18 protein-coding genes are annotated in these 15887 nt (G+C 72.0%); 6 read left to right on the forward strand and 12 right to left on the reverse strand.

The features are described 5' to 3' along the window. Window positions 1-71: 71 nt before the first annotated feature. Entirely contained in the window at window positions 72-1250 is a 1179-nt protein-coding gene (locus ACIPJI_RS12920) for a PAS domain-containing protein (RefSeq protein WP_402246113.1), read from the forward strand. Here the strand turns inward: ACIPJI_RS12920 and ACIPJI_RS12925 are convergent. The 4 genes from ACIPJI_RS12925 to ACIPJI_RS12940 form a co-directional block, all read right to left on the reverse strand. Next, window positions 1231-2049, reverse strand: a complete 819-nt coding sequence (locus ACIPJI_RS12925; protein ID WP_356621764.1) for a SigB/SigF/SigG family RNA polymerase sigma factor — start codon at window positions 2047-2049, stop codon at window positions 1231-1233. The genes ACIPJI_RS12920 and ACIPJI_RS12925 overlap by 20 nt on opposite strands. Window positions 2050-2213: 164 nt before the next feature. Then, a complete protein-coding gene (locus ACIPJI_RS12930) occupies window positions 2214-2966 on the reverse strand; it encodes a metallophosphoesterase (protein WP_356621763.1) in 753 nt (250 codons plus the stop codon). Next, window positions 2963-3217 carry a BON domain-containing protein gene (locus ACIPJI_RS12935; protein ID WP_356621762.1) on the reverse strand — a complete coding sequence of 85 codons (255 nt, stop codon included), beginning with the start codon at window positions 3215-3217 and terminating at the stop codon, window positions 2963-2965. The genes ACIPJI_RS12930 and ACIPJI_RS12935 overlap by 4 nt, the downstream gene beginning before the upstream one ends. After that, window positions 3204-3899: a nucleotidyltransferase family protein gene (locus tag ACIPJI_RS12940; RefSeq protein WP_307704664.1), complete on the reverse strand. Its 696-nt coding sequence runs from the start codon at window positions 3897-3899 to the stop codon at window positions 3204-3206. Before ACIPJI_RS12940 ends, ACIPJI_RS12935 begins: the two co-directional genes overlap by 14 nt. A 343-nt stretch (window positions 3900-4242) precedes the next feature. Here ACIPJI_RS12940 and ACIPJI_RS12945 point away from each other — a divergent pair, with 343 nt between their 5' ends. Beyond that, entirely contained in the window at window positions 4243-4641 is a 399-nt protein-coding gene (locus tag ACIPJI_RS12945) for an STAS domain-containing protein (protein ID WP_307704663.1), read from the forward strand. Window positions 4642-4654: 13 nt separating this feature from the next. Continuing rightward, on the forward strand, window positions 4655-5107 hold the full coding sequence (locus tag ACIPJI_RS12950; RefSeq protein ID WP_356621761.1) for an ATP-binding protein: 453 nt from the start codon (window positions 4655-4657) through the stop codon (window positions 5105-5107). On the opposite strand, the gene ACIPJI_RS12955 is transcribed toward ACIPJI_RS12950, so the two are convergent. Beyond that, on the reverse strand, window positions 5070-5993 hold the full coding sequence (locus tag ACIPJI_RS12955) for a SigB/SigF/SigG family RNA polymerase sigma factor (RefSeq protein ID WP_402246118.1): 924 nt from the start codon (window positions 5991-5993) through the stop codon (window positions 5070-5072). The two genes, ACIPJI_RS12950 and ACIPJI_RS12955, sit on opposite strands and share 38 nt — an antisense overlap. 128 nt (window positions 5994-6121) lie before the next feature. Here ACIPJI_RS12955 and ACIPJI_RS12960 point away from each other — a divergent pair, with 128 nt between their 5' ends. Next, complete coding sequence (locus ACIPJI_RS12960) at window positions 6122-6544, forward strand: ATP-binding protein (RefSeq protein ID WP_356621758.1); 423 nt, start codon at window positions 6122-6124, stop codon at window positions 6542-6544. A gap of 169 nt (window positions 6545-6713) precedes the next feature. Further along, window positions 6714-7037 (forward strand): plasmid stabilization protein, encoded by a 324-nt coding sequence (locus ACIPJI_RS12965; protein WP_159694668.1) that lies wholly within the window; start codon window positions 6714-6716, stop codon window positions 7035-7037. Between the two features lie 160 nt (window positions 7038-7197). Here the strand turns inward: ACIPJI_RS12965 and ACIPJI_RS12970 are convergent, their stop codons facing one another. Together ACIPJI_RS12970 and ACIPJI_RS12975 are read right to left on the reverse strand one after the other, a co-directional pair. Then, the gene (locus ACIPJI_RS12970) at window positions 7198-7875 is read right to left on the reverse strand and encodes an endonuclease (RefSeq protein ID WP_402246120.1); all 678 of its coding nucleotides are present in this window, start codon (window positions 7873-7875) and stop codon (window positions 7198-7200) included. Further along, window positions 7872-8996: a Vms1/Ankzf1 family peptidyl-tRNA hydrolase gene (locus ACIPJI_RS12975; RefSeq protein ID WP_402246122.1), complete on the reverse strand. Its 1125-nt coding sequence runs from the start codon at window positions 8994-8996 to the stop codon at window positions 7872-7874. Before ACIPJI_RS12975 ends, ACIPJI_RS12970 begins: the two co-directional genes overlap by 4 nt. A 100-nt stretch (window positions 8997-9096) precedes the next feature. On the opposite strand from ACIPJI_RS12975, the gene ACIPJI_RS12980 reads away from it, so the two are divergent. Next, window positions 9097-9342, forward strand: a complete 246-nt coding sequence (locus ACIPJI_RS12980) for a DUF6158 family protein (RefSeq protein WP_307704657.1) — start codon at window positions 9097-9099, stop codon at window positions 9340-9342. A gap of 128 nt (window positions 9343-9470) precedes the next feature. Here the strand turns inward: ACIPJI_RS12980 and ACIPJI_RS12985 are convergent, their stop codons facing one another. The 5 genes from ACIPJI_RS12985 to ACIPJI_RS13005 all read right to left on the reverse strand — a co-directional run bounded on the left by ACIPJI_RS12985 (window position 9471) and on the right by ACIPJI_RS13005 (window position 15801). Next, complete coding sequence (locus ACIPJI_RS12985) at window positions 9471-10028, reverse strand: type 1 glutamine amidotransferase domain-containing protein (RefSeq protein ID WP_402246124.1); 558 nt, start codon at window positions 10026-10028, stop codon at window positions 9471-9473. A gap of 2 nt (window positions 10029-10030) precedes the next feature. Further along, window positions 10031-10459: a CBS domain-containing protein gene (locus ACIPJI_RS12990; RefSeq protein WP_356621751.1), complete on the reverse strand. Its 429-nt coding sequence runs from the start codon at window positions 10457-10459 to the stop codon at window positions 10031-10033. A gap of 237 nt (window positions 10460-10696) precedes the next feature. Further along, on the reverse strand, window positions 10697-11698 hold the full coding sequence (gene meaB / locus ACIPJI_RS12995) for a methylmalonyl Co-A mutase-associated GTPase MeaB (protein WP_402246127.1): 1002 nt from the start codon (window positions 11696-11698) through the stop codon (window positions 10697-10699). A 9-nt stretch (window positions 11699-11707) separates the two neighbouring features. Next, on the reverse strand, window positions 11708-13918 hold the full coding sequence (gene scpA / locus ACIPJI_RS13000; RefSeq protein WP_402246129.1) for a methylmalonyl-CoA mutase: 2211 nt from the start codon (window positions 13916-13918) through the stop codon (window positions 11708-11710). After that, a complete protein-coding gene (locus ACIPJI_RS13005; protein ID WP_356621747.1) occupies window positions 13918-15801 on the reverse strand; it encodes a methylmalonyl-CoA mutase family protein in 1884 nt (627 codons plus the stop codon). The genes scpA and ACIPJI_RS13005 overlap by 1 nt, the downstream gene beginning before the upstream one ends. Between the last annotated feature and the right edge of the window lie 86 nt (window positions 15802-15887).

Raw genomic sequence — 15887 nt, forward strand, 5'->3', positions numbered from 1 at the left:
AACCCCGGGTTACTCATGCCGAACTCCTGGTCGTCGCGTTGCGCCGCCGCGCGGTCGGCTAACTTTCTCCCATGGCGCAGAGCGATGAGGTCGGCGACGATCTCGAGGATTTCGTCCGCCGGGTGGCTGAGCTGAGAGCCGCGCGGGGGCTGCCGCCGGACGAGCAGCAGACCCTTCTGGACGCGGCCCTGTTCGAACTCCAGCACGTCTCGGAGACCCTGTGGCCCAAGTACGAACGTCTGGCGGCACAGGGCCCGGCCCGGGCGTCGGCGGACCGTACCGAACTCCAGTTGCTCCGGGCCCTCTTCCAGCGGCTGCCGCTGCCCGTGGCCCTCATCGGCGGTGACACGGTCGTCCGCCGGATGAACCTCGCCGCCACGGACCTCACCGGCGTACGGGCCGGCTTCGCCGCCGGCCGGCCGCTGTCCGGCCTGCTGCGCCCCGGCGACCGCAGCGCCCTGCGCTCGCAGGCGGCCGCCGTCGCCAGGGGAGAGGGGCCGCGCAGTCTGCGCGTACATCTCCAGCAGCGTCCGGAGGAGACGCTGCGGGCCACGCTCACCGCCCTGCGCCCGCCGAACGAGCCGCACCCCGCCGTGCTGATGGTCCTGCAGTCCGACATGGCCCACGACCGGCAGGACGGCGGCCCGTCCGGCACCCCGGTCGGCCGCCCCGGGACCAGGCTGCGCCGCGCCACCGCCCCCGACCTCGCCGAAGCCGCCGCACACGCGGCGCAGATGGACCTCCTGGACGGTATGACCACCGCCCTGCTGCGCGCTCCGGCCGGCGAACCGGAGGCGGCGCTCGGCGCGGCCGCGGCGGTCCTCGCCGACCACGGCGCGGACTGGGCCGTCGCCGACCTCGTCACCGGCGCCGGTCTGCGCCGTATCGCCGTACGGGGCCCGGGCGGCGAGGAGGCTGCCGCGCTGGCGGCACGGATAGCGGCCCAGGATCCGGCGGGCTGCCCGATCGTCGTCGACTGCGCCGGCGAAGGATCCTCGCTGCTCCAGGTGCGCCCGGAGGATCTCGACTGCTTCGGCCGCGACGCCGACGGGGACTCCGTCCTCGTCCAAGCCGACGTGACGTCCCTGCTGTGCGTGCCCGTCCAGGAACGCGGTGAGGGAGGGGGCAGGGTCCTCGGGGTGCTGTCGCTGTTCCGCAGCGGGGGCACGCCCGCCTTCTCGATGGCGCACGCGCGGGTCGTCGACGTCGTCTCGCGGCATGTCGCGCTGGCTATGCGGCGCGCCGCATGACGTCCTCGTGCACGGCCTCGTCCCGCATGACCTCGTTGCGCAGCTGGTCGCAGCTCCGGCTGATCAGCCGGGACACGTGCATCTGCGAGATGCCCAGCGTCTGCGCGATGCTGCTCTGGGTCATGTCGCGGAAGAAGCGCATGTACAGGATGTTCTGCTCACGCTCGGGCAGCTTGCGCAGTCCCGGCTTCACCGCCTCGCGGTCCACGAGCACGTCGATGGCGGGATCGGCCGCTCCCAGCGTGTCGCTGAGCGAGTAGCCGTCGTCGGCGCCCGGGAGCTCCGCGTCGAGGGACAGCGCCGTGAAGCTCTCCAGAGCCTCCAGACCGACCAGAGCGTCCTCCTCGGACACACCGGCGCGTTCGGCGATCTCCGCGACCGTCGGGGCGCGTCCGGAGACGGTCTGCACGAGGTCCTGGCGGGCGAACCGGACGCGGTTGCGCAGGTCCTGGACGCGGCGCGGCACGTGAAGGGCCCACATGTGGTCGCGGAAGTGCCGCTTCACCTCGCCCACGACGGTGGGCACCGCGAAGCTCTCGAACGCGCCACGTGAGGGGTCGTACCGGTCGACCGCCTTGACCAGGCCGAGTGCGGCGACCTGCTGAAGGTCCTCGATGGACTCGCCGCGGTTGCGGAACCGGCCGGCGATCCGTTCGGCCATCGGCAGCCAGGCGGACACGATCTCCTGGCGTACTTCCTGCCGCTCAGGTCCGTCGTCGAGTTCCGCCAGCCTGCGGAAGGCTTCGGCTGTGTCGGGGGCGTCGGAGTGAGAGTGCTTGGTGTGAGCGAACGTGGGCATGATGTCGCGACTCCCTGGGATGTGGGGGCTGCTATGCCGGAAAATCGAGTCACCCGGGGAACACGGACAGGGGCCTGACGCGACCGGAGCATCCGCTCCCACGGGGCGTGCCTCCTGTCCGAAGCACAACACGCACCTGCCCGGGCGCGTGCGGCCAAAACCTCTCAGCCGACGGCCGGTACGTCGATCCGCGTGCCGACGGGGAGGTGGTACACGGCGAAGGCGTGGCCGATGACCGGCTGCGCGACATTGCGCACCTTGACACCGCCGGCGGTCATCCCGTGCTCGGTGCCCATGTGGGCGTGGCCGTGCACGGCCAGGTCCGCCTCCGCCTCGTCGACCGCCTCCGCGAGGAGATACGTGCCCAGGAACGGATAGATCTCCGGCGGCTCCCCGGCGAGCGTGTCGGGGACCGGCGAGAAGTGCGTGAGGGCGATGAGGACCTCACAGCCCTGTTCCCGCAGATCGACCAGGGAACGGGCCAGATCGGCCGCGCACCGGCGGCTGTAGCGGACGAAGGACCTCATCTCCGGCTCGCCGAACTCGCCCGCACTGCGGCCCGCGAAGCCGCCCCCGAAGCCCTTCGTACCGGCGATGCCGACCTTCGTACCGCCGACATCGAGCACCGTGCCCTCGCCTTCGAGGACGGTCGCGCCGGCGCGCTCCAGCACGCCCGTCACCTCGTCCTGAAGGTCACTGTGGTAGTCGTGGTTCCCCAGCACGGCGACGACGGGTACGGGCAGCCCCTTGATCTCGTCGGCCACCACCTCCGCCTCCTCGACGGTGCCGTGGCGGGTCAGGTCACCCGCCAGCAGCAGCATGTCGGCACAGTCGCCGAGCGTCTCCCAGGCGGGGCGCAGCAGTCCCCGGCTGTCGGGCGCCAGATGGATGTCTCCCACGGCAGCAACACGGATCACTCGAGCTCCTCGGGCCGTTCGGGGGCTGTGGCACAGGCGACCGAGAGGTCGGCCCGCACCGGCAGCTCACCGAGTTCGGTCTCTGCGATGCGCAGGATCTCGCTCCTGCACGCGGCCGTGGACACGGTGCCCCACAGGTGCACGTATCCGCCGCGCATGTCGATCTGTACGCCCAGTTCCGAGATCTCCTCGTCCGCGAGACGCTCACGCAGACGCGCGATCCGGTACTCGGAAGCCTCAGGTTCCTTCATGGGACACCTCCCGCGGAGGGATGACGTCCAGCCGTTCCAGCAGATACAGGAACGCGTCCGGCATCGGCGAGGAGGAGTGCTCGCGGCGCAGCCGGTCCCAGTCGACCCGCTCACGCAGCGCCCGGGCGATGGGCAGCAGCGCGCCGAAGTCGCAGTGATGCTCCGACAGCGCCGTGAGCCGGCTCTCCAGCAGGTCGGAGGGGGCGAGCACCGGCATGTGCACGGAGTCGACCGGCAGGATCTCGGCCCGGTCGAGCATCTCCTTGGTGACGGGGCGATGGGCCAGTTCGAAGATCAGGTCGATCTGCTCGCCGCCCGCCCTGGCCTTCACCAGCCAGTCCTCCGGCGGGGAGACGACCTGGATCCCCCCTTCGACGAGGGTCCGGACGACGCCTTCGGCGTCCTCCCTGCGGAGGCAGAAGTCGGAGTCGTGCTGCAACCGGATGGGCACTCCGTGCGCGTAGGCCGCCACGCTGCCCACCAGGGCGAAGGGATACCCCGACGTCTTGAGCAGTGCGCCCACCTGCTTGGTGGCCTCAAGGATCGCCTGGGTGTGGTCCTGCGGCAGTTCGTCCGGGGCGGTCGCGGCCGGTTGGACGGCGGCGATCGCGTCGAGGGCCCCGCCGGGCCCGGAGGCTCGCGGCAGAGTTCCCGGCCGGGCCGTGTCCTGAGGGTGGTTCATCACCGGTTCTCCGTCCTGGGTCCGTCTCGGAGGTCGTTGGCTGTCTCCCGCTGTCCGCAGACGTCGTGAGGACACGACAGGTACCCCATCGACGGTAATTGATCCGTCCCCGACGGTCGCGGACCGCCGGGCGGCCCGGCGGACAGGCGCCGGGGTCGGTGCCGTCCCCCGCCTCGCCGATATCGCGCCGGTCCCGCCCCGGCGTTCGAGAGGCGGCCTTCCCGAGACGGAAGGACGGCGGTGTGGCGCCGTCCACGGCGGGTACACGGTCGCAAGGTGGCCGCTGCCACGCAATGCGGCAACAGTCGGAATGCCGGTACGAGTGTCGAGGAGGCTGGAGCCCATGGTCTCGCGAGCCACCAGGCCGCCGGGGGAGGAATCCGCCGCCGGAGGCGAGCGGTTCGGCGTCACCGCCGCACGGCGGGGCGACACCGTCGTGCTCTCCCTGAGCGGTGAACTCGACCACGACACGGCCGCTCCCCTGCGGGAGGCCATCGAAGAGCATCTGAGCGAGGGCGCCAAGCGGATCCTCGTCGACTGCGCCGGCCTGGACTTCTGCGACTCCACCGGGCTGAACGTCCTGCTGCACGGGCGGCTTGCCGCCCAGGAGACGGACGCACGGGTGGAACTCGCGGGCATGCGGCCCCCTGTGGCGCGGATGTTCGAGATCACAGGGGCACATGCGGTGTTCCGGGTGCACGCCGGCGTGGACGAAGCGCTGGCGGACGAGCCGTCGACCTGACGGAGGAGGCCTGATGACCACGGGCCCCGGGGGGCACGAGCAGACCCGCCGGCTGGCGCTGTTCGGCACGAAAGGGGTCGTCAGCCGGTGTCGTGACTTCACCGAGCAGGCCTTGGCCGACTGGGGTTGGACGGCGGCCGGCCCCGAAGGACCCAGCGACGTCGTGGAGGACGTGCTGCTGCTCGTGTCCGAACTGGTGACGAACGCCTGCCTGCACGCGGGCGGACCCCAGGAGCTGGTGCTCAGCAGGTCCGCCGGGTGGCTGCGGGTCGAGGTGGCCGACGCCGACCCGCGCCGGCCCCGGCGCAAGGTGCAGAGCGACCTCTCCCGGCCGGGCGGCCACGGGCTGCTCATCATGGAGCGGCTGGCGCACCGCTGGGGCTCGGAGCCCCGCGGCACGGGGAAGGTCGTCTGGCTGGAGGTGCGGCTCAGTCCGGCACGGGGACAGCGGACGAGTCGTCCATGATCCCGGCCCGCAGCTTCTCGAGGATGCGTGCCAGCAGACGCGACACGTGCATCTGGGAGATGCCCAGGCGTTCGCCGATCTCCGACTGCGTCAGCTCCTCGCGGAAGCGGAGCGAAAGGATCAGTCTGTCGCGCTCGTCCAGCGTGGCGATGAGGGGCTTGAGCGCCTCGAGGGAGTCGATGATGTCGAAGGCGGGGTCGTCGATGCCGAGGCGCCTGGTGACGGAGTTGGACGCGTCCTCGTCGTTCACCGTGGCGTCGAGGGACTGCGCGGTGTAGCCGTTGGACGCGCGCTCACCCTCCACGACCTCCTCCTCGCTGACGTGGAGGTACGCGGCCAGCTCGGTGGTGGTGGGCCTGCGGCCCAGCCGCTGCTCCAGGACGTCGAGCGCCTTGGCGAGGTCGATCCGCAGCTCCTGGAGCCGGCGCGGCACCCGCACCGACCAGCTGGAGTCCCGGAAGAACCGTTTGATCTCACCGATCACGGTCGGGAGGGCGAACGAGGCGAACTCGACCTCGCGTTCCAGGTCGAAGCGGTTGATCGCCTTGATCAGTCCGATCGTCCCGACCTGGATGATGTCCTCCATCGGTTCGGCCCGGTTGGCGAACCGGAGCGACGCGAACTTGACGAGGCTCAGATTGAGCTCCACCAGCGTGTTGCGGACATAGGAGTACTCGGAGGTGCCCTCTTCCAGATCGGCGAGCCGTGCGAACAGCGTGGTCGACAGCGCGCGGGCGTCCATGGGGCTGACGGCCCGCGGGTCGGGGATCTCGGGGAGGCCGTCGGGAACGGCGTGCCGCTCCGTCGCGAGGAGCGGCTCGGGGCCGCCGACGGATTCCGGGGTTTCACCGGGGACGGACTGCCGGGTGGGGGTCGAGCTGGACATCGAGGCTCCTTCGACGGGGCGGAGGCCGGCGCTGCCGGGTGCAGCGGGACCGTCGGGCGAGCTCCTTATGTATTGATGATTCCCCTTCGAGGTGCTTTGAAGCAATCGCTCGGGGGCACGCGGTTGATATGGAACGGGTGTCTGAGCAGGAGATCTCCGTCAGCCGCCGCTTCCCCCTCGACGGTGGGCGGGGCGTCGTGGCCCGATGCCGTGACCTGACACGCGAGGCGCTGGAGGACTGGTTCACCCTGCCCGGGGCGGACGGACGTGTTCGTGCCCAGGACGCACTGCTGCTCGTGTCCGAGGTGGTCACCAACGCGTGCACGCACGGTGGCACCCCGTACGAGCTGAGGATCGACCGCGGCCCCGGCCGGATCCGGGTCCAGGTCAGCGACACGGGCACGGCCCGGCCGCGGCCCCGCGGCCCGCACCACCCCGCCCGGGCCTCCGGACACGGCCTGTATCTGCTGGACCGCCTCTCCGACGAGTGGGGATGGGCACCTCATGGGACGGGTAAGGCGGTCTGGTTCGTCGTCACGCTCCCGGAGTGAGCTCCGCGCCTGGCCGGCCGCCGGAATGTCCCTCGGAGCGCGGGGTACACGCAGTACCCGATCGGCCGCGCCCCGAGTCGCGGCGATTGCGGCCCATCCGGGCGCGGCGCACGGTGGAGGGGTTGGTTTCCCGTCCCCGGTCACAAGGTCCGGTCGCTAAGGAGTGGTCATGCCACGCGGTTCGAGTTCCAAGAGGGAACGGCAGTACGAGCACATCAAGGAGGGGGCCGAGGAACGCGGAGCGAGCGAGAAGCGCGCCAAGGAGATGGCCGCGCGCACGGTCAACAAGGAGCGTGCCCGCTCGGGCGAGTCCAAGAGCGCGAGCAAGACGTCCACGCAGGACATGTCGTCCTCGCGCCGCGGCGGCAAGCGCTCGCACAGCGGCTCGGAAGGCCCCACGTACGACCAGCTGTACGCGGAGGCGCAGCGCCGCAACGTGCACGGTCGCTCTTCCATGAACAAGGATGAGCTCAAGCGGTCACTGGGCAAGTGACCCGCCGGCACGGATGCCGGACGCCACGGGAGGCCGCGGCGTCCGGCATCCGCACGTCCGGCCCCGTCCTCCGTCGCCGGTTCCCCACGCACGGCGCCGTCCGCCGCCGGTTCACCCCGACCCGGCTCCGCCCGCCGTAGGCCGGGTACCCGGCCGACTCTCATGCTGCCGCGTGTTCCTTCACCGAACCGGCGAGTTCCTTGTCGAGCGCGGCCCGCACCAGCCCTGCCGCGAGGTGCGCCGCGTCGGCGTCGTCCGCGAGCTTCAGCAGCGTCCCCGGGTCGTCGGCGACCCCGAGGCGCCGGGCGCCCTGCAGGGCCTTCTCGTCCAGCAGCGGCCCGGCCTCCGGCCACACGGCCTGCACCTCCCGCAGGAAGATGTCCGCGCCCGCCGGACCGATGCCAGGGACCTCCCGCAGAAGGCGGCGCAGCAAGTCGACATCGCCGCCGGCCTGCTTCCGCATCCGCCGCAGATCGCCGCCGTACCGCTCGGTCAGCAGTTCCGCGCCGTCGCCCAGCTGCGTCGCCGTGCGCTCGTCGTAACGGCGGTAGCCACCGCGACCGAGGGCGTCGACGCGCTCCTGCCACGACGCCTTCCGCATCGCCTCGGGGCTGCGCATACCCGCGTCGCTCAGCTCACGGGCAGCCGCGACGGCGACCGAGGCCCGGATACGCGCACTCAGCAGATGGGCGAGGACCAGCAGCCGGTACAGCGGCTGCGGGGTGTCCCGCAGCTTGATCCCCGCCTCCTCCGCGTACGTACGCCCGTGGTCCTCGAGGAGCGTGTGCAGCACGGCGCGCTGCTGCTTGTCCTTGCCGCCGCTCCCTCGGGTGCTCACCGTCGTTCCCCGGACTCGTACGGCCAGCGCAGCAGTGCGCCGAGGCCGCCCACCGGCACGTCGTGGGAGCCGTCGGCGGGGACGCTCTGCACCTCGGCGCCGGTCACCACCGCCGAGCGCAGCAGCGCGTCGTCGGCACGGGCCGCGGAGGGCCGGGTCTCGCCCAGGTACTGCGACTCCGTACGGCGTACGGCCAGCTGGTCGGGCTCGCTGCCGACCCAGACCTCGCGCTGCGTGTCGGCACCGTCCGGCCTCACGAACAGCTCGGCGATCCGGTGCTCGCGCGCGGCCTCCACCAGATCGGGGACGGTCTGCGCGACCGAGTCGTGGGCGGCGCGGAACCGGTCGAGCTCCTTGTCGGTGGTACGCAGGGCGAGCTCGTGCAGTGCGCTCTCGATGTCCTTGTCCAGCAACCGGGTGGCCGCGCCCTCCGCCCGGCCGCCGTGCTCGGTCTCCACGGCGATCGGCCGCAGCTGCGGGGGCAGCTTGTCGTGGACCGCCCTGCGCTCACGGGCCCCGCCGGCCAGCACGATCAGGTCGGCCTTCACCTGTTGTTCGCAGGTGGCGATCGCGGCCGCGATCTCACCGGCGTTGTGCTCCCAGGTGTTCTCGATGCTCCGCTGGAAGTGCCACTCCGACCAGTCGTCACGTCCCGTACGGTGCACCGGCCAGTCCCAGCCCTCGGCGTGGCCGGCGGGACGGGAGGCGACCGGGGTGCGCACTTCCAGGTCCGCGCCGAGCCGGTCGATGTACGCGACCAGGCACACCGGCTCCCGGGCGCCGAGGTCGAGCAGTGGCGAAACGTGCGGCAGGGCGGACCACCGTACGTCCGGGGAGACGGCCGGGGGCACGGCGAGCGGCGGGTCGAGGACCACCTGACCGGCGGTCGCGAACACGGCGCGCCCGGCCCCGTGCGTCGGCCCCGGCCGTGACATCAGGGCGTCGTAGACAGCACGCCCGGTAGCGTCGTCGGCCCCTTGCCGTGTGAGGGCGTCGCACACATCGCGGGCCTGCAGCTCACGCCGCCTCGTGGTCGACTCGTTCTCCCATCCGGTGTCGAGATGAACGCTGGCCCATGGACCTGGACGCTCGTAGAGAGGGGTGAGAAACGACAGCTGCATGACTTCCTCCCTCGGAGGCCGGGTATCGCGTCACGAGCGGGTACCCGCAAGGTCAACCCACACACGCCACGACCAGGACGACTCGGAAGGGACGGATGCCGTGAACGAGACCGAGCACGGGCACAAGGGCGTCGACCCGGCGGACCTCAGCGAACAGGATCTGCTGCGGGAACTCGAGACCATCCACCGCAGCCGCCACGACACACTCCTCTACGGTTCACCCGCCGCCCTGGAAGCGCACAACGTGCGGATGGCGGACCTGGAGGCGGAGTATCTGCGGCGCTACCCCGACCGGCCGGTGGCTCCGGGCAGGACCCGCTCCGGGGCCCGGGGCAGGACGCAGTGAGCGTGCGGGAAACGGAGCAGGCCCCCGGCGCCCGGGGGCCTGCCGCCGGCCCGCGTCCCGGTCCCCGGGCGCGGGCAGCATGGAGTGTGTGAACGCGCCGGGCGCGTCCACACCTGGTGTCCGGCGGCTCAGCGGCTCGCGCCGACGCCGGAAGCCTTCGCGAACTCGGCGGTGAACGCGTCGCAGAACGCCTCGAGGTCACCCGGCTTGCGGCTGGTGATCAGGGTGCTCGGCGCCGCCTCGCAGACGCGCACCCGCTCGTCCACCCATTCCCCGCCCGCGTTGCGGATGTCGGTACGCAGGCTGGGCCACGAGGTGAGACTGCGGCCGCGCACCACGTCCGCCTCGATCAGCGTCCACGGCGCGTGGCAGATCGCCGCGACCGGCTTGCCCGCGTCGAAGAACGCCTTGACGAACGCCACGGCGTCGGCGTCCATCCGCAGCGCGTCGGGATTGGCCACGCCGCCGGGCAGCACCAGCGCGCCGAACTCGTCGACCGACGCGTCCGCCACCACCTGGTCGACAGGGAAGGTGTCCGCCTTGTCGAGATGGTTGAACGCCTGCACCCGGCCGGAACGCGTCGACACCAGCTGCGGCTTGTCGCCGGAGTCCGACACGGCCTGCCAGGGCTCGGTGAGTTCGACCTGTTCCACTCCTTCAGGGGCCGTCAGAAACGCGATCAGCATGATCAGCTCCTTTCGTTGTTGCTCTCGGCGACGCTGATCTCCGCCAGCGCGGAGTGCGGATCCTCGGCGGCGGCGAGATCTCCGAGGCTCACCACGCCGAGCGGGCGGCCGTCCTCGACGACCGGCAGGCGGCGCACCGCGTGCGTGCGCATCAGCCGCACCGCGGACGCCACGGAATCGTCGGGGGCGACGCACACCGGGTCGGGGGTGCACGCGGAAGAGGCGCTGACGCCGGCGGGATCCGCGCCCTCGGCGACCGAACGGAGAGTGATGTCCCGGTCGGTGAGCATCCCGACCACCGTGTCGCCGTCGGCGACCAGCACATCGCCGATGTCCAGGTCCCGCATCAGCCGCGCCGCCTCGACGAGGGAGGCGTCCGGCCGCACTGCCGCCACCCCGGCCGTCATGACTTCTCTTACGAGCTCTGCCATCGCTGTTCGCCTTCCACTCGTCCCTCACCAGCCCATTCGGGGCGGCTGCCGGGGCCGGGTACCCCACTCCACCGGCACCGACACAGGAAGAGACGGGGCGGGCGCGGGCAGTTTCCGGGCAGCGAGGTTTGGACCGGCGGAGGGCGGGGACCCGAAGATCGGCCGAGCGGCCATGGGATGGGAGAACGGGCCGGGTGCGCGGATCGGCGGAACCGCGCACCCGGCTCCGCCATGCGGCTAGGGCTGCCGCGGGTCCGGCTGTGCGAAGGCTTCGAGGATGCGTTCCGCGGCCAGCGTCGCGGTCATCTGCCCGCTGCGGACCTGCTGCTCCAGGCCGGCCGTCAGCTCCCGGACCCCCGGGTGCCTGTGCAGCCGGTCCAACAGGGTGTCGTGGACCATCGCCCACGTCCAGCCGATCTGCTGCTCACGGCGCTTGGCGTCGAGAGCGCCGGTCGAGCCCAGGACCTTACGGTGCTGCTCCAGGCGCTCCCACACCGCTTCCAGTCCGGTGCCCTCCCGGGCGCTGCACGACAGAACGGGCGGGGTCCACGCGGCGTCGGCCGGGTTCATCAGACGGAGGGCTCCGGCGAGTTCGCGGGCCGCGGAGCGGGCGTCGCGCTCGTGCGGACCGTCGGCCTTGTTGACGGCGATCACGTCGGCCAGTTCCAGCACGCCCTTCTTGATGCCCTGCAACTGGTCACCGGTGCGGGCGAGGCTGAGCAGCAGGAACGAGTCGACCATGCCCGCCACGGCGGTCTCCGACTGGCCGACGCCCACCGTCTCCACCAGCACGACGTCGTAGCCCGCGGCCTCCATCACGACCATCGTCTCCCGGGTCGCCTTGGCGACCCCGCCCAGCGTCCCCGAGCTGGGGGAGGGGCGTACGAACGCCGCCGGGTCCACCGCCAGGCGCTCCATCCGGGTCTTGTCGCCCAGGATCGAGCCGCCGGTGCGGGTGGACGACGGGTCGACGGCGAGCACCGCCACGCGGTGCCCGAGCCCCGTGAGCATCGAGCCCAGCGCGTCGATGAAGGTGGACTTGCCGACGCCGGGCACCCCGCTGATGCCCACCCGCCTGGCCGCCCCCGCGAACGGCAGCAGCTCGGTCAGCAGCCGCTGCGCGAGCGCCCGGTGGTCCGGGCGGGTCGACTCCACCAGCGTGACGGCGCGGGCGATGTACGCCCGCGAGCCGTCCCGCACGCCCTTCACATAGGCGTCGATGTCGATCTTCGGTGGCATGGGCAGGCCCTACGACAACTCGTGGCCGAGCGAACCGGCCAGGGTCCGCACCAGGTCCCTCGCGGCGTCGGGGATCACCGTCCCCGGCGGGAACACCGCCGCGGCACCGGCCTCGTGCAGCGCCGGGACGTCCTGCGGCGGGATCACACCGCCGACGACGATCATGATGTCCTCGCGGCCCTCCGCCGCCAACTGCTCCCGCAGCGCCGGCACCAGCGTCAGGTGCCCGGCCGCCAAGGACGAGACGCCGACGATGTGGACGTCCGCCTCGACCGCCTGCCGGGCGACCTCGGCCGGCGTCTGGAACAGCGGGCCGACGTCCACGTCGAAGCCGAGGTCGGCGAACGCCGTCGCGATCACCTTCTGGCCCCGGTCGTGCCCGTCCTGGCCCATCTTGGCGACCAGGATGCGCGGCCGCCGGCCCTCCGCCTGCTCGAACTCCCCGACCAGGGCACGGGTCGCGTCCACCGCGGGCGACATGCCTGCCTCGTTCCTGTACACACCCGAGATCGTACGGATCTGGCCGGAGTGCCTGCCGTACACCTTCTCCAAGGCGTCGGAGATCTCCCCGACGGTCGCCATCGCACGGGCGGCGTCCACCGCCAGCGCCAGCAGATTGCCCTCGAGGCCGCCGCCCCCCACGTGGCCGGCGGCCGCGGCCGCGGTCAGGGCGCGCAGCGCGTCCTGGCAGGCGGGCTCGTCGCGCTCCGCGCGCAGCCGTCGCAGCTTCTCGATCTGCTGGGCCCGCACCTGGGAGTTGTCGACCTTGAGCACGTCGATCTGCTCGTCGGACTCCACCCGGTACTTGTTCACCCCGATCACCGGCTGACGCCCGGAGTCGATCCGTGCCTGGGTGCGCGCCGCGGCCTCCTCGATGCGGAGCTTGGGGATGCCGGCGTCGATGGCCTTCGCCATGCCGCCCGCGGCCTCGACCTCCTCGATGTGCCGCCAGGCGCGCCGGGCCAGATCGTGCGTCAGCTTCTCGACGTAGGCGCTGCCGCCCCACGGGTCGATGACCCGGCACGTGCCCGACTCCTGCTGGAGCAGCAGCTGGGTGTTACGGGCGATGCGCGCGGAGAAGTCGGTCGGCAGCGCCAGCGCCTCGTCGAGGGCGTTGGTGTGCAGCGACTGGGTGTGCCCCTGCGTCGCGGCCATCGCCTCGACACAGGTACGCGTGACGTTGTTGAAGACGTCCTGGGCCGTCAGCGACCAGCCGGAGGTCTGCGAATGGGTGCGCAGCGACAGCGACTTCGGGTTCTTCGGGTCGAAGCCCTTCACCAGCTTCGCCCACAGCAGCCGTGCCGCCCGCAGCTTCGCGACCTCCATGAAGAAGTTCATGCCGATCGCCCAGAAGAACGACAGCCGGGGCGCGAACGCGTCCACGTCCATGCCCGCCCCGATACCGGCCCGCAGGTACTCCATGCCGTCGGCGAGCGTGTACGCGAGCTCCAGGTCGGCCGTGGCCCCGGCCTCCTGGATGTGGTACCCGGAGATGGAGATCGAGTTGTAGCGCGGCATCTTCTGCGCCGTGTACGCGAAGATGTCCGAGATGATCCGCATCGACGGGCCGGGCGGATAGATGTAGGTGTTGCGGACCATGAACTCTTTGAGGATGTCGTTCTGGATGGTCCCCGCGAGCATCGAAGCCGGTACGCCCTGCTCCTCCGCGGCCACGATGTACAGCGCGAGGACGGGCAGCACCGCCCCGTTCATGGTCATCGACACGCTCATGCGGTCCAGCGGGATGCCGTCGAACAGCTGCCGCATGTCGTAGATCGAGTCGATCGCCACACCGGCCATGCCGACATCGCCGGTGACCCGCGGATGGTCGCTGTCGTACCCGCGGTGCGTCGGCAGGTCGAACGCGACGGACAGGCCTTTCTGGCCCGCCGCCAGGTTGCGCCGGTAGAAGGCGTTCGACTCCTCGGCCGTGGAGAACCCGGCGTACTGCCGGATCGTCCAGGGCTGGTTGACGTACATCGTCGGGTAGGGGCCGCGCAGGTACGGCGCCACACCCGGATACGTACCGAGGAAGTCGACGCCGGCCAGGTCCGCGTCCGTGTACAGCGGTTTCACCGGAATGCCTTCCGGCGTCTCCCACACCAGCTCACCGGCCTCCTTGCCGGTGGCGGCCTCGAGCGCCGCGCGCCACTGCTTCTCGTCGGCCGTGCCCGCGGTGGCGGGACCCAGCTCGATCCCCGTGAAGTCCGGGATGCCCATCACGCCACTCCGATCCGGTCGAGGGCCCCGGTCAGGACGGCGACCGCGTCGCCGCCCGCGACGACGAACTCGTCGACACCGGCCCTCTCGTACGTCTCACGCTGTTCGCCGGGCCGCCCGGCGAGGAACACCCGCAGAGCGCCGGCCGCCTTCAGGGCCGCGGCGACCTGCGCCGCCTGCTCCGCGTAGAGCGCGTCGCTGGAGCAGATGCACGCCACCTGCGCGCCGCTCGCCGTGAAGGCCGCCGCGGCCGAGGCCGCGTCGACGCTCACCGGGTCGTGCACCGTTTCGATGCCCCCGGCCTGGAAGAGGTTGGCCGCGAAACCCGCCCGCGCGGTGTGCGCGGACGCCGGGCCGAGCGCCGCGACGAACACCCTGGGCCGCGCGCCGGTCGCCGCCAGATGCGCGTCGGAACGGGCCCGCAGCTCCTCGAACGCCTCGTCGCGGCGGACCACCGGCAGGCCTCCCGCCGGCCGCCGCGGCGCCGGGTCGCGTTCGACCGCCGGCTCACCCAGCAGCGGGAACTCGCTGACGCCGGTCACCGGTTCGCGGCGGGTGTCGAGCCTCCTGCGGCGGCTCTCCCACGTCGCGCCCAGGCGCTCGGCGACGAGCCCGCCGCGCAGCGCGGCGGCCTGGCCGCCGGCGCGCTCGATCTCCTGGAACCACGCCCAGGCCGCCCGGGCGAGCTCGTCCGTGAGCTGCTCCACGTACCAGGAACCGCCGGCCGGGTCGACGACCCTGCCGAGGTGCGACTCCTCCAGAAGGATCGAGGACGTGTTGCGGGCGATCCGGCGCGCGAACGCGTCCGGCAGGCCCAGCGCGTGGTCGAAGGGGAGCACGGTCACCGCGTCGGCGCCGCCCGCACCGGCGGCCAGCGAGGCGACCGTCGTGCGCAGCATGTTCACCCACGGGTCCCGCCGCGTCATCATCACCGTGGAGGTCACGGCGTGCTGGCGCTGGGCGGCGCCGCCCCCGGTCACTCCGCACACCTCGGCCACCCGGGCCCACAGCCGGCGGGCCGCCCGCAGCTTGGCGATCGTCAGGAACTGGTCCGCGGTGGCCGCGTACCGGAACTCCAGCTGCCCACAGGCCGCTTCGGCGTCCAGCCCGGCGGCGGTCAGGTCCCGCAGCCAGGAGACACCGGTGGCGAGCGAACAGCCCAGCTCCTGGGCGGCACTGGCGCCGGCCTCGTGGTAGGGAAGGGCGTCGACGCTCACCGCGCGCAGATTGGGATACGTGGTGTGGCAGAGCGCGGCGAGCTCGGCGGCGACGGCGGTCCGCTCCTCCATGTCCGCGTGGCGGCCGGTGCGTGCGGCGTGGCCCAGAGGGTCCGCGCCGAGATTGCCGAGCGCCGACTCCGGGGTGGTCGCCCGCTTCTCGTACAGGCCGAGGAGTTCGCGTGCCGCGACCTCGAAGTCACCGCCCGCGTCGAGCACGACGGGAGCCAGGTCCAGGTGGACGCCCTCCAGGGCCGTTGCCAGGCCGTCGACGGGCACACCCGCGTCCCCGACGGCCAGCCACACGGAGGCCGCGCCGTTCTCCAGGTCGGCGAGGATCGCCTCGTTGGTACGGGCCGGATCCGGCCGCTCGTGACGCTGGCGTACGTCCCAGCCCGCGACCGAACCACCCTCCGGCGTGGCGCCGCGGGTGAAAGGAGCGAAACCGGGGAAACCGGCCGAGTCGGCACCGCCGGCGGACGTGTACAGAGGACGGGTGGTGATCCCGTCCTCCAGCGCCGTGGACAGTGCGTCCTCTGCCGCCGCGCCCGCCGCGTCCTTGCCTGCCTTGCGCAGTACGCCTTCGACCAGGCGCTGCCACTGCTCATGGGTCGCATCCGGAAACTCGGCGGCCAGTGAGAACCCGTCATCGGGGAGGACCGTCATGCCCCGGATGTTAGGTCAGTACCCACAGTCACAGCAGGTCCGGCGGCTGTGACCTTGCCCTCTCCGGGGCGCTCTTGATCCATTGC

The sequence above is a fragment of the Streptomyces sp. NPDC086835 genome (assembly GCF_044745705.1).
Classification (GTDB): Bacteria; Actinomycetota; Actinomycetes; order Streptomycetales; family Streptomycetaceae; genus Streptomyces.